Origin of the sequence: Mycoplasma sp. Ms02, from assembly GCF_019720735.1 — a bacterium.
Taxonomy (GTDB): Bacteria; Bacillota_I; Bacilli_A; order Mycoplasmatales; family Metamycoplasmataceae; genus Mycoplasmopsis.
The window spans coordinates 863,347-887,890 of sequence record NZ_CP081302.1 but is presented as its reverse complement, the minus strand read 5'-3'; the positions used below and the strand labels follow the sequence as shown (position 1 = coordinate 887,890).

Annotated in this window: 2 protein-coding genes; both read right to left on the bottom strand. The window is 30.8% G+C overall.

The window, feature by feature from the left end; all coding sequences use genetic code 4:
• Positions 1–3: 3 nt before the first annotated feature.
• Positions 4–8,526, bottom strand: coding sequence for a hypothetical protein (locus K4L35_RS03365; protein WP_221617520.1), 8,523 nt, complete (start codon positions 8,524–8,526; stop codon positions 4–6).
• A gap of 392 nt (positions 8,527–8,918) precedes the next feature.
• Positions 8,919–24,335, bottom strand: a complete 15,417-nt coding sequence (locus tag K4L35_RS03360) for a GA module-containing protein (RefSeq protein ID WP_221617519.1) — start codon at positions 24,333–24,335, stop codon at positions 8,919–8,921.
• Between the last annotated feature and the right edge of the window lie 209 nt (positions 24,336–24,544).

The window sequence follows — 24,544 nt, the reverse complement described above, 5'->3', positions numbered from 1 at the left end:
ATATTATTGAAGTTTTAATTTGAAATCAAATTTTTCAATTGCGTTGTTGAACTCATCCGTTCCAATTCCACCTGTGTAATCACCATTTGTAATAGTTTCGTTTAATGCCCCACGTGTATCTGCAGAAATAACTGTTATATCTCCAATTCTTGTTCCTCAGAAAATACTTCTGATGTATTGTGGGTAATTAATCTTGTGTAATGCTGTTTGAGCAAATTTATCTGGTGTATTGATTGTCGCATCATTTACAGCAGAATCTTGAAGATCATAGAAGTATTGTCCAAAACCATAATCAATATCATTAATTACAACGTTTACTGAGTTTCCTGATGGTGTTGTATCAAATCTATTTCCGATTGTGAATTTCAGAACTAGAGCTGCTGCTCTGCCTGTATCAACTTTGGTCATAGGTATAGCAATAACGATTGGAAGTTGAGAAATTGTTTTACCTTCATCCTCTGTTTTTTTGGTATAGGCTTCGTATCATCTGTTTCTTCATGTTTCGTTACCTCCACCACCTGTGTTTGTGTCAGATGAACCATAATCTCCTGAGTCTTTGTAAGTTAATTCTTTATCTGATAAAGCTGTTGGGTTTAGAGGTTTTCAGTAAATTTTGTCTCCTGCTTGTCTATAACCTTTGTAATCAGTTGCAAATTTAATTTTGAATCTATAGTCTTTAAAGCTGTTTTCTGATGGGTTGTCTTGAGCAACAAATTCAGGGGTTGAAGCAGTTTTGTTTGCATCTGTTAATGTATTTTCAGCATCAATATCAGCATTTACGTCTTCAACATAGAATGGTAATTTGTAATCGACTAAGTTTTTGTGACCGTTTTTAATGAATCCTGATGATAGTAATGAAGGTGTTTGAACTGGTTGTCATCCTGCTTCGGAAGAAGTGAAAATTGGTTGCTTCATTTCTTCACGTGTTCTGATCATTTCTTTGTTAAATTTAATTTCATTCTTTGTTTTAAATGTTGAAGCAATTGAAGGATATAGAACTCCGTATTGATAAACAATATCGAATGAGCTGTTTTCTGCTGTTACAGAAGATGGTTTTTTGTATTCAAAATATAAATTGTAAACAGCTTTTTTGATTGTTGTATCTGACTGTAAAACAAGGTCAACGTAATTTGCTGTTCCTTCTCTTTTTACAACATATACACTTACTGAATTAGTATCAAATAATTGAGATGAATCACCCTTAAGAACGTTGAATTGAGTGAACAGTTCTAACAATGTTGAATTTGCTTCAATATTAAGTTTTTTAGCTTTGTATTGAACACCATCAATTGTTTTATCTTCTTCAGCAAATGTATTTGATTCAATCATTTCCTTGAATTTCTCACCTGATGTTGTATCTAGTGGTACAAGGTTTTCGAAGTTGGCTAAAGCATTTTCTTGATTTGACACTTTTTGGTTTAAGTAATCAAATACTAAGTTAACGTTTGTTTGATTTTTAAATCATCCAGCAAACTTGTTCATATTTTCGTATGCTCTTTTGATTGTTGCATATTCATATGATCTTGATTGTTGTTGGTTTGCGTTCATTGAAGCTTTTAATTCTTGAACTTGTCCATTTAGAGCGTTTGCTGTTGTTGCCGATTTGTCATACTCAAATTTAGCTTTTGAGAATTTAGCTTCTTTATCTGTTGCATCTGACTTAGTAATAACATCGATCATGTTATTTAAATTGTTTCAAGCCTTGTATGAATCGTTTCCAACAAGGAATTTGTTCAATGATGCTACCAATGAGTCATTTTCGTCATAAATTAAAGTGTTTAAAGCTTTACTTGTTCTTGCAACGTTTTTAAGAACTGATGAATATTTATCAAAGAACGCTTGACGGTTTGTATCGTTTGCTGTCGATACTTGAGCATAGTTTTTATCTGTATCATCAGCATTTGTTGTTTCAATTGAACCTAAAGATTTTAGTGATGTACTGCTTGTTCTAAAAGCATCAACTTTTGCTTGTAACGCTGCTTTATAGCCCATTTTGTCTATTGTTCCATACATTGTTGTATTTCTATTTGTGTCATTTAAATCAGAAGGAAACTCATTAGCAAACCTATCGAATTGAGTTACGTCAAGATTTAAACGTTGCACAGAGGCAATTTTAATGTTTAAGAATAATTCTGTTAATTCTTCAGATGCTACAGCCATTTTTCTAATGACAGCTTCTGGTCTTTCTTTATAAATAGGGTCTAACACATCTTGTGATAATGATGCATAGTATCCTGCTTGATCGTTTGTTTGATCAGTTGAAGTAATTAACATAAATCTATCAAGATCACTTTGTGAAACACCTGAAGCTTTTAATAGTTCAGATTTTGTTAATGCTGCAGAATCTAAAGTTGTATCTTGAGATAGTAAATCATAGTATCTTTGGTATCTTGATTTAAGTGATTCATATTTATTTTTCTCTCAAGTTCATAGTGCTGCATACTGAGCATCTACTTTTTGAGCTGATGCTTTTAAGTTTGTGTTTGCAGTTGCAATGTTATCAGGACTTGAAGCTTCAAGACTTGATAATGGTGTGATTGCAACATCAACATAATCTTGCATTACAGGTGTAGGGTTTGCACCTTCGTAGAATAAACCTAATAGACGGTTTAATTCTTGGGCTTTTCTGAGTTGATCTCTAACGTCTTGTGCTTTTTGTTTTTTCAGTTTTGAAATTATACCTGTCGTTGGACTTGTAATTTGTTTGTCAAGCTCTTCTTTAATTGATTCTTGGTGAGGGATAGCTGCAATTGCTGTTTTTGCTCTTGCAAGAATTGATTGTAATGAATCATCACCTTGTTCGTAGTGCTCAATCATTCTTTCTGTTTCATAAGGTGTCGTAGCTGAAGAAGCTTTTTCTGAGCTATATTTATCTCAGTATTGTTGGGCTTCATCGATTGCTTTTCTTAAGTTGATTGAGTTTTGTTGAGCAATTTTAACTGATTGGTTTGTTGAACCTTCGATATATGTTGCCCTTAAGTTGTTGTATGTTTCTTCTTCTTCGGCGACTGTTCCGTTTTCAAGGTCGGTGAATGGTTTGTTGATAATTGCAAGAAGTGGTGCCTTATCTTCTGCTGTTAAGTAGTCATCTGATCCGTTTTTGGCTTCAGGAAAGGCGTTTAATTCTTTTGTGGCTTCTGCTACGGCTAGACCAAGTTTTAGACGAGCTGTGAAAGTTGTAATGTTTTTGGCTTGGTTTTCAAGTTCAAACACATTTCTGTTTTTAAAGTATCATCCATTGTAAGGATTTTCTTGTGAACCTTCAACAGTATTCATCATTTGTTCAAGTCTTGTGATTGTAGCTGCTAGGTATTGGTTAGATTGAATATCTTGATCTTTAGTTCTAACTTCTGCTATTGCATCTTTAGCTAACTGTATCTTTTGTGCTAGAGACATGTATTGATCAAATACACCATGGAATAATTCAGCCGAGAATGCTTGATCTTGGAATTGTGCTTCAGTTGATGCTTCCTTAATTTTTGTAGCTACTTCATCGTGATAAATTTGTGCACGAGTTCAAAGTTTTGCATACATTTCAGGCATTGAGGTTTGATTTTCTAGTAGTTTTTCTTTTTCAACTGTTTTGAAGCCTTTAATTTCTGCATCATCTTGTTGACGATTTCCAATTACTGTATCTAAGAACGATTTTCTTGATTTATATATTTTTTGCGTTGATTCCACGTCGTCAGCTAAAACTTGTAACAACTCTTTTTCAATTTGGTTGAAAGTCATTGTGTCTTTGTTTGGAACTGATTTTGTGATATTAAGAGCTAATTTTTGATAGTCATTTTCAAATCCATAAGTATGTTTGTCTTCTGAATTTGCGTCATTTCAAACCACATCTCTATAATCAGCATCTTTTGCCATTCCTTTATATAGATTAATTTTTTCGATGTGTGAATCCATTACTCTTTCAAGAGTTGGGATTCTTGATCTAATATCTTCAAGGAAGTCTGCTTCAGTAGCTTTTTCATCTACTTGTCTCATTAAATCTTTAATGTAATCTTTAAATAAATTTCTTGCATCTTCGTTAACGTTTGTGATTTCGTCTTGATCGTTAAATTGAGCAACTTGGTCATTTGGATACTGAATTGTGTCAAGTTTTAGAAGTAGTTCTGAAAACTCTTGCTTGATTTCTGATGTTGATTCAAGGTTTTCTAATAGTTTTGTGATTTGTTCTTTTTTCTGTGCAATTTCTTCATCAGTGAGTGATAAGTAATCATCCTGAACTGATTTTGTAAGTGCATCAATTTCGTCAAGAATGGCTACTTTACTTGCATCTTGAGCTGTTTCAGGTTTAGCTCTTTCTGCTTGAGCTACATTTTGGGCTTTTTGAACTGTTTCAGCGATTTCTTTAAGAGCATCTTTTTTAGCAACAATTTTTTGTAATTCACTATCAATAGGTAAGATTTGTGATTTTTGATCAACGTTTGATAACTGTTCTTTTAATTGAGCGATTTTAGCATCAAATTGTTCTTGTAGTTTTGGATCGAACTGTGGATCTTGTGAATTTGGAAGAGTTGCTGCTAGTTCTTGGTCAAATTGGGTTTTGAATTTATCCAATTCACCATCTTCAAACTTTTTAGCTTCTTCAAGAGTTGAATTGTCAATGAATGATTGTGTTAAATCTTCAATGTTCTTTCTGATCCCTGAAGTGGTAATATCATTTGCTGTATTACCTTGTGGAATTTCTTCTAAAATCGAATCAGCAATATTATTTCTTTGTTGAACTGAAGTTGTTGAATCTGTGTTGTTTGCTAAGTAGGTAAGTACTGAGTTTTGCTTTTCAGTCAATGAACTTAAAGCATTAAGTTTGTTAATATCTTCCTTAACTTTAGCTAAATCAGAAGGAGTGTTTAGTGAATCAACTTGTTCTTTTAGTAAATCTGCTGCAGCTTTTAATTTTTCTTTAGCCTGTTCCGTTACATTTCTGTCTTGACCATTTTCTGTATCAGAATATGCTGGTAAAGCATCAATTTGAGCTTGTATATCGTCGTATTTCTTTTTAAATAAGTCTTTTTGGAAAGCTAGTTCAAGTTTATCTTTTAGAGCTTTGATGTCTTGTGGAGTTGTTGGTTTTTTGCCGTCTGCTTCTGTTAGGTCTTTAATTCTGTCAAATTCAGCAAAAATAGCTTGAACTTCATCTGACGATGTAAGACCTGCTCTTTGAGCTAGATCTGCATATTGATCTTTAAGAGCTTCCATATTTGCCACAGCATCACTATATTCCTTTTCACGAGCTTGTTTTTGGTCTTCTTGTGTTCTTGACTTATTTGTCGCTTCGTTAATTAGGATTGAAAGTCTTGAAGAAGTTGTGTTCGGATTTGCAAGTTCTTGTTCATATTTAGCGATTAATTCGTCTAAAGCTGCAATATCGTCAGCATGTATCGCTTTTTTACGATCTTCTTCTGTGTATAGTGATTTTAGAGCTTCAATTTTTTTAGCTAATTCAGTTCTGAGAGGCGTTTTTCTCATCTCTGTATTAAGGTTTTTAATCTTTTGAGCATCTGCACTCTTGTCATCTTCTAAAGCTGCAACATTGTCTAAAATTGTTTGTTTTAGGTTTTCGTAGGCATCTTTTGCACTTTCGGGATCAATCGTGTCAAGCAATTCATTTGCGTCTTTTAATTTACGAGCAAGCGCTTGGGCTTCAGTTAATCTTTTTTGAAGGTCTAAAAGTTCTTCTTCAGTGGCTTTTGGATCTTTGGCTAATAGAGTGTCTTTTGCATCCAATAAAGCTTGAATCGAGGCATTAGCTTCTTGATAAGGAGATTTGTCTGTGTTTGGACCTGTGTATTTTAGTAAATCAAGAGCAGCAGCTGCTTTTTCAAGATTTGCACGGTTCATTTTGTCGTTTAAATCTGCTTGAGCTGCTTTTGATTGGTCAATTAAATCTTGGAAAGCCTCAGGAGATGTAATATCAGAAGTGTTAGCTGAATTTAAAGCTGCTCTAATTTGGTCAAGTTTTACTTGAGCTGCTTGGACATCTGCGTCGTCTAAATGACCACCAAAATCAGTTTCTTTAGCTCTGTTGATTAAAGCTTCGAGTCTTCTAGCTTCTTCTTCAGCCTCACGAGCGATCGCAGCATCATTTGCTAACTTTTCAAGATCTGCTTTTGCTTGTTCACGGATTGAAGCTGGAAGCGATTGGTCTTTAATTTTAGCAATCAGTTCGTTTGCTTTATCTAATGTTTGTTGGTGTAGAGGTGTTTTTTGACCGTCTTTTTCAGTACCTGCAAAAGCTTTGTTAATTGCGTCGATTGCTTTACGTCCTGCTTCTTCACCTTGATAGTTAGCTTGATCTTCTCTGAACTGAGCAACGGCGTCAAGTAAGTCTTCTGCTAATTGGTCTGAATCGAAATCAGGTGATGTTGGGTAAGTTTCACCTTTATTGATCAAGTCTTTAATTTGGTTAATTTGTTGTTTTAAGATTGAAGCTTCAGCTGGGTTTGTAGTTTCAGCAAGAGCTTTTTCAGCTTCATTTAAAGCATCTTCAAGTTTTTTACCTTTTTCTGATGCATTAGCAATATCACGCATTTTTTGTGCTAATTCATCCATTTTGGCTTTTTTAGCTTCTTGAGAAAGCGATGAATCAAGCGCTAAAAGTTCAGCTTGTTTTGTTAATCCGTTAATATCTTCTTGAAATTTGTCTCCAAATTTTGAAGTATCACCAAAAATACTTTCAACGATTGCTTTTTGTTGATCAGCGATAGCTCTGATTTCTTCAAGGTCTGTATCAACTTTAGCTTCTTTTAGAGCAACTTTGTATCTTGCAATTAAGTCTTGTAATTGTAATCTTGTGGCCGTTGAATCTTCTTTAACTAAAAGTTCTGCTTGAGAGTTTAGCGATTCAAGGTTTGATCTTGTTCTGTCGCTTAAAGGTAAATCTGAAGAAAGCGTTCTTTTAGCAGAGTTTAATAGATTTTTTAATTCTTCTTTGTTGAAATCTCTAAGTTCATTTGATAGCTCACGTAATTTGTTGTTCAATTTTTGTGTATCTTGAGGGTTTGCAATCAAATCTGAAAGTTCTTGATTCATTTCATTTAGTCTTGTTTGCGCTTCATTTGTAGTAGCAAAACGATCTTCAATTGAAACGTTTACTTGTCTTTGAAGTTCTGATAAAGCATTTTTTAGGCTTAAGTTAATTACGGCAGCGTCATCCACTTTGTTTGATAAATCGCTTAGTTTTTTCGATAAGTCATTTAAGTTTGCACTTTCAGCGTTTTCAAAAATTGAGTTAAGTTCATCAAAAGCAGAAGTTCTAAAGTCTTGCGAAATCGCCATGTCGTTTGCGTAGCTTTCAAGATTTTCTTTGATTTTACTTTCGAGTTTGTCAAGGTTTCTGGTTACTAGTTGTAAGTTTAAAAGTTCTCTTTCGATTTCATAAAGTTGATCTGCATCTTTTTTGTCAAGATTTTGAATTAACTGTTCCACTTTATTGTCAATTAATTTTTGAACTTTTTCTTGGTGTTGAGAATTAGAGATAGATTGTGCTAATTGATTGATTTCTTGTCTTAGTTCTTCAGGGGATTTTTGCGCGTTTGCAAGATTTTGCAGCTCTGAATTAACAAGATCTTCTAGCAAGTTTATTTCGTCTTTTTTAGAAGTAGCAAGAGTTGGATATGAGTTGTTTGCATACTTTTCGTATTCGTTTAAACGTTGATTGATTTGTGCTTTTTGTTCAGATGGAATAGAAGCTGATTCAACCTCGCTTCTTACTTTTTCTAGCACTTTTTTGAAGTTAGCAGTTTCTTGAGTTGATTTTATTGACTCTTTACTTGTTTGTTCGTAGATTTGGTTGAAAAAGTCGTTGTATTCTTCAACGTTATCTCTTGTATATCTTGGCTGTTTAAATAAATCTAAAACTTGCGCAATTGCGTTGTTAATTAAGGCTTTTTCAGAAGCGTTTTGGAATACTTGTGATCCTTTGGCTATGTTTTCGTGAATTTCTCACACTTTTTCTTCAAGTTTTAGTTGCATTTCGTCTTGTTTTTCGATAATTGCATCTTGAGCTTTAAAGAAGTTGTTTAAAATCGCTTCTTTAGTGTTTTCTGAAGCTTCTCTAAGAGCTGATTTAGTATCTGCTAAAAGTTGATTTGTGTTTGAAAGTAAGTCTGAATCCTTGACTAAAGAAGCGTAGTCTTCTAAAGCTTTTTCTAATTGTTGATCATTTTTTGCAACTTTAACTCCTAATTTAGCTCTTAAGACACGAATTTGATTTCTCTTCTTTAGCATCGAAAGAATTGACGAGTCTTTGTTTTCTAAAAGTTGGTTAGAGTGTTTAATTTCATCTAAGACTTCTTTTTTATCTTCATCTGATAAGGCATTAAATTCGTCTGAATTTGCGAAAGTTTGAAGAAGATTTTTAGCTTCTTCAAGTTCGTTAAATTTGTAATCATTAATCGCTTTATCTTTGTAATTACTTGTTAGCGAAAAAAGGATTGCTGTTGTCGAAAGACCAGCAGCTGCTGCTAGCGTTGCTGCTGTTCCTAGGGCAATCTTAAGGGTTTTATTTTTATTACTCATAAATTTCCTTTTTTAAAATTTGCGTGATCCCTTTAGCGAGGGAGATTAAAAACAAAATAAAGAATAAATAACCATCTTTAAAATGTTTCATAAATTTTACCAAAAAGGCTAAAAATTCGAAGAGTTTAAAAACATGAAAAAATAACCATAAAATTGTGTAAAAAACGATTAAATGAAAAAATACTGTTTTTGTTTTTAAGTCTATTTTAAGGTGAATAAATACATTTTATTCACTTAGTTATCCACCGTTTTAACCAATATTACTTTTTATTAAGTTGTTAAAATTTTTTGCTGTATTCAAAACTAATTCAGCAAAAAAAAAAAAAAAAACGGCTTTCAAAACCCGTTTTAAAGGCGTGTAAAAGCTGTTATTTTTTTGTGTTTTTTAAGGTTTATTTATCTTTTTTTGCGTTTCTAGCAACTAGTCAAGCAAAAATTGAAGCACAAAGTGTTGCTAAGCCTGTAGTGATAAATCATCAAATACTAATATTTTCTTCAATTCCTTTCTCTTGAATTTGTCTAATTATTGATTTAACAATATTTGCCACTTCTGTTTTTGCTAAAAGTTTTGTAACTTCTGCTTTTGCGTGTGCATCATTTTCTCTTGCTTTTGCGATCTCACGGTGTTCGGCGTTATCAATTCCAAGAGATTGAGCAACGATATTATCAACGTACATTATTTTTGGATTGAATCCATCAAAAATTACTTTGATTGAGATTTTTGTTTTATTTGCTTTATGAATAAGATCTTGTAAATCTTGTTTTTGTTCTGAATCTTGATCAAGAGTATCAATATACTCAGAAGCTTCTTTGATTGCTTTTTCTAAGTTATCTGAACTTTCTTTGTAAGTTGAATTACCTGTGTCAGACTTCAAGAAGGCTTCAAAAGCTTCTTGCAACTTGCTTTTGTAAACATTTGTTAAATCTGGTTTTACGACTGGTTGATCACTTGGAACTTCAGATTCTGGATCGATTACTTTTTGAAGCAATTGATTTCAAATTGAATCAATATCGGAGCGATCCGTTTTTGACATAAGATTATTTTGAGCTTGAGTTTTTTCAAGATCGCTTCTGTGTTCAATTGTTTTTAAGGCTCTATTTACAATGTCCAAAATAGATTGATCTGTGTTATTGATTAATGTATTGATCTCTTCAATATTTAAGTCAGCTTTTTCAAAAGGGGTGATAGTTTCGTTGTTTTGAACTTTTTCAATGTCATTTATCAATTTTAATAATTCTGTATTGTCAACCTCTGGTGAAACGAGTTCACTGATTGCGTTTTTGTGATTTTTAGCTTTAGTTTTAATATTTTCGAGATTTAACATTTGTTTATCTAAGTTTTTAGCATCAGCTAACGTATCGTTCATGTTTTTGTTGTTTTCACCATTAAGCTGTTTAAAGTTATTTGAAAGCAATTCATTTTTGAAAGCATGTTTTTGTTCTTGGTTTAAGTGTTCTAAGTCAAGAATTTGATCATAAACTGATTTTCTTTGGTCATTTACATCGAATGCATCTTTTTGGTTTTGATACATTTCGTCAGCACTTTGAGCTAACTCTACTTGTTTTTTAAAGTATTCTTTTTCTGCTGGAGTTAATCATTCTTTTTGATCAATGGTATCTTTAACTCTCGTTTTTTCGGAATCAAGTATTATTGCTACTTTTGGTCTTTGGCTTTGCAAGATTGAGTCAAAAAGAGGTTCTTTTTTGATTTTGTAGATTGAATCTAAAAACTCTGAATCAGATTCATTCATTGTTTTAGCTTCAAGCAATTTTGCGTACTTAAAGTCATCAGAAATTAAGGTGTCAATAAACTCATGAAATTTAGGAGAAATAATTGCTTTTTTAGTCGTTTGAGCTTTATTTACAAAATCTTTTTTATTGTTTTGACTTGGTAATTCAATTAAATCTTTTGCTATATCAATGTATTTTTGTGCCTTGTCGGTAGCATTCTGTGCAATTTTGTTCAATTCTACTAAAATAAGGTCTTGCGATTCAGGGTTTTGCATTGATTGAACTTTGACTATTGCTTTTTCTAATTTATTTTTTGTGTCCATATAAGAATCATCATTAACACTTGAAGATAAAAATGCGTTTAAGGCTTTATTCAAGTCATCTATAGCATTAATTAGATCGACTTTTGGTAATCTTAAGTTTGGTGAATCTGGAGATTTAGAATCACTTTCTTTAGCTATCTCTAAAATTGAATTTAACATTTGTTTATCAATAGGAGTAGCATCGTTAAGATTATTTTTATTTTCTTTTAAGAATTTAGCAATCTTGTTATCCAAGTCTTTATCTTTGGCACTTTGAACGATTTGATCTATGTCTTTATTTTTATGGTCATTATCTTTGTTTCAAAGATCTAAGTTTTGAATTAGCTCTTTGAATTGATCTTTTTCTTGTGCTTCAAGACTGTCAATAGAATCAATTATGTCTTTTGCTTGTTTTTTAGTTTGATTGTCTAATTGAATTGTGTTTATTGTATCTTTTAGTTTTTGTTCAAGCATTTCATCGTTTAAGAGAGAATTTACATGGTTCTTGATTGCATTTTTATCATTTTCTGAAATGTTTGCAAGAACTTTTACTTTTTCATTAGTTTTGTCTTTTTCTTTGGTTGAAATGTAATCTAATAATTTAGCAACTTCAGCTTTATTTAGATTTGAATCATTTAAGTCTGTTCTTAATAAATCTGATGGTAGCTTTTCTTTATCTTGATCTCTTAATTTGTTGTTTAAGATATTGCTTGCAATTTCTTTAATGCTTTGAAGATCTTGATCATTGTCAAGACTAGGAAGTAAATCTTGGAGTCTAGCAATTTTTTTAGCAAGTTCGGACATGTCATGATTTAAGTCTTCAAGATCTTTTGATGTTTCTTGAGCCGTTTTGGCATTTTCATCATCGATTGGTACATCAGGTGTTGCTAAAGTATTTTTCTTAATTGAATCCTTGAAGAAATCTTTTTGATCCTTATTTAGATTATCTAGGCCAGGACCGTTAAGTTTGTCGATTAAATCTTTTTTAGCTTTGTCATGAGATTTTGCGCTTGCTAGAACTGTATCGATATCTTTGGCGTTGTCTTTTTGTTTTACTTGATTTTTGAAGTGTTCTTTTTCTTTGTTATTTAAGTGCTCCAGTTTGTCAATCTCAGCGATTGTTGAATCAATTTTTTCTTCAATAGAAGACATTTCATTTTCAAGATCGTTAATTAAGCTATTTAAATAATCTACTTGTTCTTTTGTTCAATTAGCTTGATTTGTAGTTTGATCTGTTTTATCTTTAGGTTTTGGTATATCTTCAGATCATAAATCTACAATTGAATTAATAGAACTGCTGTTTTGCACTAAATCTTTAGCCGCTTCTATTAGTTTTTGGTATTTAACTTTTTGCTCAGCTGTTGCATTTTTATATTTTTTCTGAGCTTCTGGTGAAGGATTTAAGAAAGATTGATCACTATTTTCAACATTTCTTTTTAGTTCAAGCATACTTTGGTCAAGATCAGAAGCTTTATCTTGCAATTTTTTGGTATCTTTTGTATCATCTATTAAAATTGCTAACAGATTTGATACTAAATCAGTATTTTTGAGTTCAGATATGACATAGTTTTTTTGATCTTGGTTAAGGTTTGGATATGTTTGATCTAAAGTGTCAATTAGTTTTTGTTTTTCGTCATTCGTATCTAAAATCGCTTGTTTGTAGTTATCTAAATCTTCCAAGTTTGTTTTTTGGATAATTTTTTCAATTGCTTTTACCTTTTCATTAGGAGATAAATTGTTAAGCTTTTGATCTTCGATAGAATCTGAGTTTACTAAAGAAACTAATTCATCTTGTTTTTCCTTAATTTTTGCAATTTTTCAAAATTCATTTTCTAAAATTGCTATTACCTTGTCAATATGTGGGCTTTGTAATAAGTCGGAGTCATTTGCTGGTTTTTGGACTTGTGGATTTTCATTTTCGTTTCACAAGTCTTTAATAGTTTTAGATAAATTTTCGCCTGTTGATAAATCACTGACATCATTTACAAGTTGAGTTAAATTGTTTTTTAAGTTGTTATTTGCATTTAAAACTTTAGCGTAAGGGTCTTGGCTAATTCTTTGACTCGCTTTATCAACGGCTTTTTTAAGTTTATCCATTAAGTCATTATAATCAGAGGCGACTTGTTTTATTTCTTGCAGTGATTTACCTTGAACAGAGTCGTCTAGGATATGTTTTGAATCTACAAATAATGGTTTTAGCTTGCTAGCGATTTTGTCATTTATGTTAGGAAGAGCTTTCGCTTCTTCAAAAGCAGCTTTTTTAATTTCGTTTTCATTTTGGGCTTGGTTTATGATTTCTGTAATCTTTGTTTTAGCTTCATCAAATCATAAATCACCATTTTCAGCTTTTTCCTTAATTTTATTAGCCTGATTTATTAGGTATTCTTTTTCAGATGGACTTAAAAAGTCTTTTTCATTAATTGCTGCTTCATAGTTGTTTAGTTCATTTTGTGCGACTAGATCAGAAGCAGCAAAGTTGATAAATGTTTTTGTTTTTTGTATTGGTGATAAATCTTTAGGTTGACCAAAAGCAACTTCTGATGGTAAATTATCAGACTTTTTGATTAATTTAGAAAGAGGTTTTTTAGAGGTAACTTTATAATTTACTTCTAGTGTTTTATTCGAAACTTTTGGATTTAAATCAATTAGTTCTAACAAGTAATCATCTTTGTCCGAATAGTCGGGAGAAATTGAAACTTTTGTTTTTGAATCGTTAGCAGGTCTAGAACTTACATCTGAATCGCTATATAAAATCGCTTCTTTTAAGGACTCAGATTTTTGTTCTAACACTTCTTGTTCAGTTTTGAAACCTTTTACGATTGCATATTTTTTGATTACAGGTTTCGTTTCGCTATTAGAATCAGTAGGAGTTATTTCAAACGAAACTAATGTTTGACCACTAATTGCATCAAATCCTTCAAATTTTTGTTTAGAAATAGTGTAATTTTCGCTGTTTGGACTTTGATAATCAAAACTGTAATTTTCTATTAATTTTGCTTGTTCTTCATAAGGGAGGACATTTTGGGCATTAGGGAATGTTACAACTACTAGATCGCCTTCAGCTGATGTTTGATTATTAATTTCTTGCTCTTTTTTGTTTGTTCTAAAATCACTTATATTAATAACTTGTTCAGATTCTGATGTTATGGAAGGTATAGAAGCATCTCCTTGCGATATAAGAGCTTGATTTGTTTTTGTTGTTTTAAGTTTCAATTTAACAAATATTTCACCCGTTTCATCATCATTGTCAATTTCAACTGGTGTCACAACTAGTGCATTCAATGCAGAACTTGTTATTTCTAAATCTTGCTCAGTAATTGTTGAAGGTAATCTTTTTGCCTTATTTACAGAGCTTTTTATAACAACATTAAAGTTTTCTGTTTTTAGCGCTTCTTCATTTAATCTTTGTTTTTCTGTTAAGAATCCTGTGCTTTCGACGTCCTTGTGATCTAATGAACTGTTAAATTGCTCATCAAGGCTTGTGATTTTCTTAGCTCTAAATTGATATGTACCGTTTATACCGTTAAATGACTCAATTGATAAATCTTGCGCTAGAATTTTAGCTTTGTTATTTGGGAAAATAAACTCATTTGTTTCAGCTTTATATTCTGCAACTTCGTTGTTAATTTTTAGTTCTAAATTGGTTAGATTTTGAGCTAAATCAAATTCAGCATTAGGGATAAAGTTTTTACCCTTATATTTAATTTCTAAATTAGAAAGCAGGTCGTTTAGTTTAGAAATTACGTCGTCTGCTGTTTTGAAACCTACAATTTCAAATACATTAAATGTGTTTGATGTTATATCATCTAAATTTTCTCTCGTGGATGTTAAAGCGTATTTAACTATTAATTTACCTTCACTATTCTTAGGTTCAAGAATAATGTTGTCAAAAGTTGTGTCATTATCAATATTTTGGTATTTTTCTTTATTTAAAGTTATGTTTTCATTTTGAGACGTAATATATGAATTTAAAAGATTGTAGATTTGACTCTCCTCAATTTGGTTTGGTAGTAATTGATCTTTGTTTTCTATATCAATACTTGGTGATTGAGTGGCAACTAAGGCATTTAAACGATCCAGTTCAGTTAAAAAGCCTTCTTGTTTTTCTTTATCGTCTGATTTGATTGATGACATTGAAGGATTATTTGATGTCACTTTAATATGGAAAGTAGCTGTACCTTGACGATCATTTTCTGATGTTGGGGTGTCGATTGTAATATCTGAAACAAATACTTTTGCGTTTAGTGCTTCAAAATTGAAGAAAGTTTTAGTGTCGTCAAGCACCCCTAAGAAAGTATTTGCATCTGATTTTGTTTTCTTAAGTGAGATACTTGTTATTTCGTCAACTTCAATTTGTAATTTTGAAGGTAGTTGTTTTTTGTATGAATCTGTAAAACGAATACCTGCAAAGAAGATTGTATTCAACCTATTTTGTTCTTTAGATGTTGTTATAAATCCTTCTTGGACAATTTGCATTGTATTTGAAGTTTTTTGGTTTTCTAGATTTGATCTCGTTGACTGCAATTTAAAGTTTAGTGTCAACCTTCCTTGATTGTTATCAATTTCAGTGAACTCAAGATCAGAAATTTGAGCAGAATCATTTTTTAAGAGTTCGTTAAGTTTCTCTTGGATAGTTGATTTAAATGAATCTGTTTGACTAGCAGGATATTTAGATTTAATTTCAGATAAATCTAAAGAACTGAAAACATTTGGTTTTCTTGTTAAGATCTCTTCTAAGCGTTTTTGCTCTGTTTTATAACCAGAAACAGTTTTTTCAATTAAATTGCTTTTTGGTTTTGGATTAAATCTTGTATCTGTGGATTCTAGCTTGAATCTGATACCTGTTGTTCCTGTTAAGTCGTTTCAGTTTTCGTTTGTGTCGGAATCAAATTCCACTAGTTTTAATTTAAGATCTTTAATTTCATTATCTTGATCAAACTGATACTTTTGACCTTTATGTGTAAAAGTTAGATTAACTTCAGATTGTGGAATCTTTCTATTTTGTGGGTATGAAAGATAGTCTTGTGCTGAATCAGAGCGATTAATCTCAAAATCATTTGCTGTTATTGAGGTAAGTCTTTCTTGTTCCTTTGCTAGACTATAGAAACCATTTATCGTAAATTTATTTGAAAACTCTTGCGAAACTGTTGGTTGGTTGATTAGATCTCTTTTTGATTTTAGTTTAAATTTGTAACCAACTTCATCAGATGTGTTTTCAAACACGAATGAATCAGAGTCTATTTCTGCTTTTTCAGATTCAAATTTTTTATTTAGGGCATCAATAACTTCTTGTCTATCAATCTCATTTGCAGTCCTGTTTTTGTCAATGGTTGCAAAAGTGTCTTCAGACACAGTGGTTGTGCTTGTTATAAGATCATTTAATCTTGCTTGTTCAGTTTTGAATCCTGTAGCTTTTAATGTTTTGCTTTCAGATTTTACTGTTAAAAAGTTTGTATCAGTTGAGTAGACAGCAAAGTCAATTTCTAGATCACCATTGTTATCATTTTGATTTGTGATTTCATGGATTGATAATTCTTGAGGAACGATTTTTATCTTAAGTTCATCTGAAACAAATTGATTATCTTTGTTTAAAATTACATTTTTTGAGCCTGTGTTATAAACAAAACTGAAGTTTGAATTTTCAAGATTTTGTTTTGATGGATAGTTAAGCAAGAGTGTTTGAGCATCAAGATAAGATGCTGCATTAATACTGTTTGTGATTTGCTCTAACCTTTGTTTTTCTTGTTCGTCTGTTTTGAATTCAGAAAGATTTAGTCTAATCTTGTTAGCTGAAAGATTATTTTTAAGCTCTTGTCTTGTTGATTTTAATTTAAACTCAACTGAAACACTTCCTGCTTGACGATTTTTATCTAAGAATACAGGTTCATCGATTTCTGCATTATTTTTAGATAGCTTTTCATTGATTTTTTCGATTATTTTTTGTTCATATTCGCTTGAATCTGCAGGGTATTGAGAAGTTAATTCTTGAATATTTAGGTCTGCAAGGATAGAATCTTTTTGTGAAACTAAATCATTCAATCTTTCAAGTTCTGTTGAATATCCATTTAATGTTGCCGTAATAGAGTTAGATGATGGTCTTGGAGTAAATCTATCATCCATTGATTCAAGGATAAATGTTACTTGTTTAGAACCGTTTTGATCATCTGTATTTTGAGTCATGCCAGAAGTAAAGTCTTTTATTTTAACTTTTAGTTCTGCATTCTCTCCATTTGAATCAAAGTCATATTCGTTATCATTATAAATAAGTGTAAAAGAAACTTCAGATTGATTAATTTCTTTAACGTTCGGATATGCTAAATATTGTTTTTCAGATTCTTTTTTACTTAGTCTAAAGTTCGACTGAGCTAACTCTTGAATTCTTAATTGCTCTTTTGCTTTAGTGTAAAACCCAATTATTTCAAAATCAGTTGTTTTAGTAGTAGACACTGTGTTCGGTGTTATTAAATTTCTTGTTGATTCTAGTTTGAAGTTGTATGTAATTCTGTCTTCACCGTTCGTAACGGATAAACTTTCAGAATTTACTTTCGCTTCTATATTTAATGTTTTTAGGTGATTGTTAAGAAGTTCGGCGATTTTATCTTTAGTCACTTCTTGAGGTGTTGATTTCTTATTTAAATCAGCAAATACGGATTGATCAATCCCTTGAATTTTTGAAACTTCTTGATCCAATCTTTCTTGTTCTGTTTTGAATCCTGATACAGACAATGCTTTGGATTTTGTTTTTGAACTTGAAAATTGATCATCGGTCGAGGTAAGGGCAAAGTCTAGATTAGTCATTCCTGTGTTATCGTTTTGTTTTGTCAATGAATCAAAAGCAATATCATCAGAATTTATTTTAATTTTTAACTCTTCTGATGTGAAGTTATTTGATGAATCCAGTTTTATAACTTTGTCATCACTTACATATTCAAATACTAAAGAATCTTTTGAAAGTTTTAATGCTTCTGGGTAATGTAACATGCTGTCTTGTGAGTTTTTATATGTTACTGCATTGATTTTACTTAAAATGTTTTCTAGTCTTTGAACTTCGTTTTGCTCTGTTTTAAACCCAGTTTCATTTTTTGTTATAAATGCATTGTATTTTACAGTAGTTAATTGATCTCTTGTGGAAATTAATTTAAACTTAAGATCTAAACTACCATTTTCTGGCGAAGTGTTTTCAATTGTAAATTCATCAGCCTTAACTTGGTGTTTTTCCAACACTTTATTAAGCTTAGGTTCAATTATCGAAGCGAGTCTTGAAGCATCTGAAGCATATATTGCTTTTTCTTGGCTTAAATCAAGACCTTCAAACAATTTATCTCCAAGTTTATTAAGTTCTGATAATCTAAGCTCTTCTGTTTTGTATCCAATTACAAAAGCCATTTTTGGATTGCTTATGATTTCAGTATCATCAAACCTTGGATCAGTAGATTTGAGTTTGAAAGTTACTTGTTTTTTACCTGTTTCATCATCAATATTTGAAGTTTCTGATGAACTAAACTCAACTATTTTTACGTTTAAATCTTCAGAAACTCCTTGATCATCAAAAATAAGCTCATCTTCTTCAACATTAATACCAACCTCTACTTCCGATAGTTCTACTTGTCTAGATCCTTCAAAAGCAAGGTAATCAGGAGCACTTTCTCTTCTCGTTAAATTTATTTCATTTTCTAAAAGTTTATTTAAACGTTCTTTTTCTTTTTCTACAGAAAATAAATTTTCAATAAAGAATGTTTTGCTTTCAGATTCAGAAACATTTGTATTAGGCATGCCTAATCTTTTTGTTTCTAGTTTAAACTTGTATCCTAACCTTCCTGTTTCAGAAGTTAAAACTAGTGAGTCTTCATTGATTTTAAAATCTAAGTTTTTAGCTTCTAGAAAGTCATTTACTAATCGTGAGACAGTTTCTCTTTGCACTTCTTTTGGCAGTAAATCTTTTTCAATTTCTTCAAAAACGGTTTGAGGTATTTCGGTTATCTTAGCTAATTCTTCGTTCAATCTTGCTTTTTCAGTTTTAAAGTTTTCGAGTTGTAGTTCGATTGTCTTAGATTTAACACCTGGGAAATTAGGATCTGTTGATGTAAGTCTTATCTGAACTGTCGTTGCTCCATTGTTATCGTTTTGGTCGCTAAGTTCTCCAAATTTAATATCCATTAATTCGATTTTTATTTTCTCGGAAGATAACTCGAAGTTATTTGCTTGGTTAATTTGAAGTGATGAAGAATCTTTGCTTAAATTGAAAACTAAATTAGTTTGTGAAAGTTTAGTTTTTTGTGGATAGTGAAGCATTATGTCACTTGCACCAGTGTAAGTAGCAGTTTTTATTTTATCAACTAAGGCGTTCAAGCGACTTTCTTCAGAACTATTAGTTCTAAATCCAGAAAAAGGAAAATCTTTATTTTTTGTTGATGATTCATTTGTTAAATCATTTCTAGTCGAGCTAAGAGTCAAGTTTATTTTTAGTGAACCATCTGAGTTTTTATCTTTAAAACTAATAGTTTTGATTTTTGCATTGTGTTTAGAAAGAAGTTTATTAATTTTATTTTTAATGCTTTCTTCATAATCTGAAGATGTTGCTGCATTATTTTGTTTTTCTTCGTTGATATCTAAATCATTTAACAACGAAGGAGATACATCTAGAAGATCCCTGAGTCTTTGGCTTTCCGTTTTATAACCAGATATCTGCGAACTTATTAGTTCAGTTTTAGGTTTATTATCAGTGAATTGACTATTTGTTGATTCAAGTAAGAATGTAACTGCTTTTTGCCCTGTTTTATCATCTATATTTGTTGTTAAAAGTGAGCTAAAATCTTTTATTTTGAGATTTAGAGCACTGATTTCACCGTTGCTATCCACAACATAATCTTGATCTTTGTATCTTAGTGAGATATTTGCTTCTGATATGCTGATTTTTCTTGAATCATTATTTGATAGATAATCTGGAGCTTCTTCTTTTTTAGTGATACTAAATGTACCTAGATTTTTTATTTCATTCAGTCTTTCTACTTCTTTTTTAAAACTAAAGAACCCAGTAATTTCGGCATTATCTGTAATTTCTGTAGATTTAACAGCATTTAATGGGGCTAGTCTTGTAGATTGCAATTTAAATCTATAAGAAACTTTATCATTTGAGGTGTCAAAAACAAATGTGTCACGATCAACTACTGCATCAATATTTAAAGTATTTAGATATTCATTTAACAGCTCAACGAATGAATTTTTATTAACACTGGATGCTAACCGTTTTTTATCTATTGTATTGAAAGCAGAATCTGGTATTTCAATAGTCGTAGAAACAATTTCGTTAAGTCTCGTTACTTCAGTTTTGAAACCTATCAGCTCAAGAGATGAATGTTCTGAATAAGCTTCTGTGTATGCAGGATCTATAGACTGTAATCTTACTGATAAATTAATTTTTCCTTCTAAATCGTTTTGATTCGTAATTTCTGAAAAAGAAATAGAATCCAAATCTACTTTAAAATTATGAAATTTATTTGAAAACTCATTTTCAAGACCTAATTTTGAAATCGAAGAATCTGAAACTATAAATTCTAAATTATCTTTGTTTAATGTAGCTTTATTTTTATAAGCCAAAATAATGGATTCTGATCCTTTATACATAACTGAATTAATTTTATCTTTTAAACTATTTAATCTCAATTTTTCTTTTTCTAAAGTATGGAAACCTGAAATGCTTCTCGAACCTGATAATGACTCTGTCACTTTCTTTGGACCTGTTTCAAGGCTAGATTTTGCCGAAACAATATCAAACATTATATTACTGATAACACCATTTATATCGTCTGCAGAACAACTAAAACTTTCCTCATTAAGTGTGGCATTATTATCTGCTAAATATTGCTTTAATTTAGTTTTCAAAACATCTATTTGTGTCGATGATTTTTTATAGTTTTTTTCGTCAGAACTTAGTAGTCCATTTAAATCTAAATCTGTTAACAATTTTTGAAGTCTTTCTGCCTCTGTAGTAAACGCAACTAGTCTGGACGTATTTGCATCTGATGTAACTGCTTCTGGTTCGGTTTTTGATTGAATAGTAAAGTCAATATCAAAACTTCCGTCAAAATCATTTTCAAAAGAAGTAGTCTTAGGTTCAAAATTTGTTAAATAAATATTTAAATCTTCAACCAAAAGTTTATCGTCTAATAAGGAAATTTCATATCTTTGCCCGTCTTTTTCTAAAAAGCCCGTTATTTTTTTAAAGTCAAATAATGAGCTTTTACTTCCGTTTAATTCGGAAGCAAACCCTTCTATTTTAGGATAAGAAAGATTAAAGGTGTATCCTTGAGATATTCTTGTGACACGCTCTTTTTCAGTTTCTTTCGGCTTAAATCCAGTAATTCTGAACTCAATCGGGGTTAAGTCTTCAAGTTCATTTTCTTTTTGTGTTTGACCTAATTTGATAAATTTAGGAGTCAAAACGTAATATGAAAAGATAATTGTGTTTGGCTCTTCATCCGAAATCTCTGCTTCAGATACATATATATCCCAATTATCCAATAGTTTTTGATTTTCATTTTTTATAACTGCTAAAAGGTTTTCTGGATAGGTATCAAAATCTTCTTTACTTTTTTGTCAACTAGCTAAAGCTTCTTCGGCAGTTATTTTTTCTTTGTTTTTGAAAGTTAGAGAAACATTGGCTCCATTTAGTTTTTCCATCGAAAGAGCAGATTCGTTATAAAGTGTTTCTACCATTCGTGGATCAAACTTTTCTTTTAATTTGTAATCAGAATACCCGTTTGCAAGATTGTACGGTTCATCGTTATCTGTTTCAAATTTGTCGAGTAACTTTTTAAGATTTGAGTCAAAATTATTTTTATAGAAGGAATCAGCTTTTTCATATGCAACAGACATCTTAATTTGGTTCATTTTTTCTATAAGAATAATTAGTTTTTTTGCATTAATTTGTAATTCATTTTCATAAATTCCATCATGATTCTTTAGTTTTCCGAGTCCACTAAGCTTTACACCTTCATTAAATATTTGTCTTATTTCGTCTTCAGTTCTTGATAAGGAAAGTCGATCTATCATCTTTTTCTTTAGTGTTTTGCTAATGTAGGGTATTGAGTTTATTAATTTATTAAATAAATCGTTTTTAATTTTCTCGGTCGAAGAAACGACATCTTCTTGAAATTTAGATAAAGATATAAGACTTCTTTCTGAATCTAGATTGAATTTATCATATTCTATTTCTGAATCAACGTCTTTAGATTCAACAAGAATTTTTAGTAAGTTTAGTTGTTTGAGAAACTCGTAATCATCTAAAGAGGAGAATGTATTAACTTTTTTATTTGTTACAGGTAAAAATTTAGGAGCATATTTTTCTTTATCGACTTCTTTTACAAAAAAATCTACATAATTGAATCCCTTTACCTTAGCAGATATCAAATAATCGTTTGTGTAATTATCAGGATCCTGAGTTTTTGCATCGTAGCCTAATCAAGCAAGTAATACTTTGAATGCTGCTTTGGCACCTTTTTCAAAAAAACTTTTAAATTCTTCATCAGTCTTAAGGTTATTTAAAAGATCTCTTTTTGTGTTTTTATCATTTTTTGATGAATCAGAAATTGTGAAACTACTAAAACGTTTTGATCCTGTTCTACTTGAGTTTTTTATTGCTTTGTCTAATATTTGGTCAAATCTGAATGTATTCGAAATGATCACTTCTTTATCTTCTTCCGAAGAAGAAATTCTTCTGTCTGAAAGAATGCCAGATACTTTACCAGATCTAGGACTACCAGTTAGAAAATTGTCTAAATTAGCATAACTAAAACCTTTTTGAACTTCGGACAACAAATTAATGGCATCATTCAATTTATTTGAGTTATCAGCATCAGTTAACACCGTTCAAAATTGTTTCAATCTGTTTAGCTTTATGCGATCAAAATCCATCAATTCTTTTAAGAAAATAAGTGCGTTGTCCACATTTATTTCGTCTTGTTCAAGAATGTTATTAAATTTAGAAGAAAGATCATTATAGTTGCTAATAATGTTTCTTTGCAAGTATTTAATATATTTATCATATGATGATAAAAAAGACACAACATCAGATAACTTAATTTTACGTCCTAGGTTATTAAAAGAAGGTTCGTTAGTAGAAGAAATTAGCTCACTTAAAAAAGTGTATAAAAGATAAGATTTAGCCTGAGCCTGATAGTTGGTGTTTTCATATTGACGGTGCTTTTCCGGAATTGCTTCCCTAAAGGCTTTAGAAATTTCTAAAGATAGTTCATATAATGATTTTAAGATTGGTTTAGATGCGTTTATAGATTCTTGAGACAGAAAACCCTTTCCTCAAAATTTCTCATTATTAATGATTACTTCTAAAACTTGTGAATCGAAATTCTCGGTATAATCAAATTTTGTTTCTTTAATTCTTTCTAAATTTATGTCAAAGAAAAAAATATTGTTCTCATAGTCATATGTTAGCCTTGGTTCAGAAGGAATGTTATATTTTTGTGCATATTCGTCTCCACCTGAAAAACTGTATTTAAGAGATACATTTTGTTCAGGTGAAATAAAAAATTCTTTATCTAGATTTATTAAATAACCTGACTCATGAGTTGATGTGTTTCTTTTGTTGTCCAAATAATATCTATTGTCTTTTAAAGTAGTAAATTTTACAGGATCAACAGCAGATTTTTCTGAGTTTATAGATAATTCATAGTTAAAGTTTGGAATAAGCTCATAGGTTTTGGAGTTATTTTCTCCTGTTATATGTTCCCTTATAACTACTTTAGCTTTTTGAGTTTGTCTTCTTTCATAGCTATAAAAAGAACTTCTAAAAACATATTCATACGGATTTCCAAACGTGGACGCTCCAACAAATGTTGTACCTTTTTTAAAGGATGCATTATATTTTTTACCATTCTTTATATTTTTTATTGCACTTGGAGAATCTCAATTTCTTTCTGTACTAAATGTAAATACTACTTTTTCTGGGAGTCTAGAACCATCTGGATTTTTTATTCTTACACTAATATACTCGCCCATGTTTTCTCATATTTTGTTTCAATCTGGATTATTTATCGGGTCAAAATTGTCAGCTAAGTCATTAGAATGAGAAGTGGATTGAGGTAAACTCGATATAATCACATTTTTGAAATCTTGTCTTTCAGATGTTCCTACATTAGAATCTAAAGGGGGGATATAGTTAGCTAAATTTTCACCATTTTCTAAAGAACCTCTAGTACTTTTTAGTCTTACTCAATTCGACTCAGAATCACGGTTAAAAACATCTCCACTAGGATTTTCTTGACCATTTCTCGTTGATTCATATTTCTTTATCTCTCATTGAATCGATTTTTGAGGATTTCTAGGATCCGTATAAAGTTTCAAATCGTCTGAAAGAAATATTTTTAAATCAATGTAGTAAGGATGATATCCACGATATTTACTCATTGTGCTTGTATTAACAATAACTTCTCAATCTTGCACCTTATTATAAATGACAGACGGATCTGCCTCTTGTGTTGAGAGATCCGATGAAGAGTCTTTATTTTTTAATTCGACTGGTCTAACGATGATAGAATCTTTTGTATTTTCTACATGCGTATAAGTGTATTTTGTGCCACCATCGTGTTCAGTAGATACGTTATAAACACCATTAAAGTTAAATTCATCTAATCCTGTGTTAACTTCTTCAAAACTAATAGAAGATGTGTCAGTCACTCCTGAACCAGCTGATAAAACTGCAATAGGTGCAGTTAAAATAACTGGCATAGCCAGTGTTAAAAGTAATTTTGGTTTTTTCATGATTTCTCCTAAGATTTTAATTAATCGAAATTTTTATTCAATTTCCATTTTTATTTATCTTTATAAAAAAATTTTATTCTTTTAAAATTCTTAGAATGGGTCGGCAGCTAAACATCTTTTTTTTTTTTTTTGCAAAAGTGTTTTTGGTTGTAAATAAGACCAATAAATCAACTTTCTGATTAATTGATAATTCAGAAAAATGTAAAATT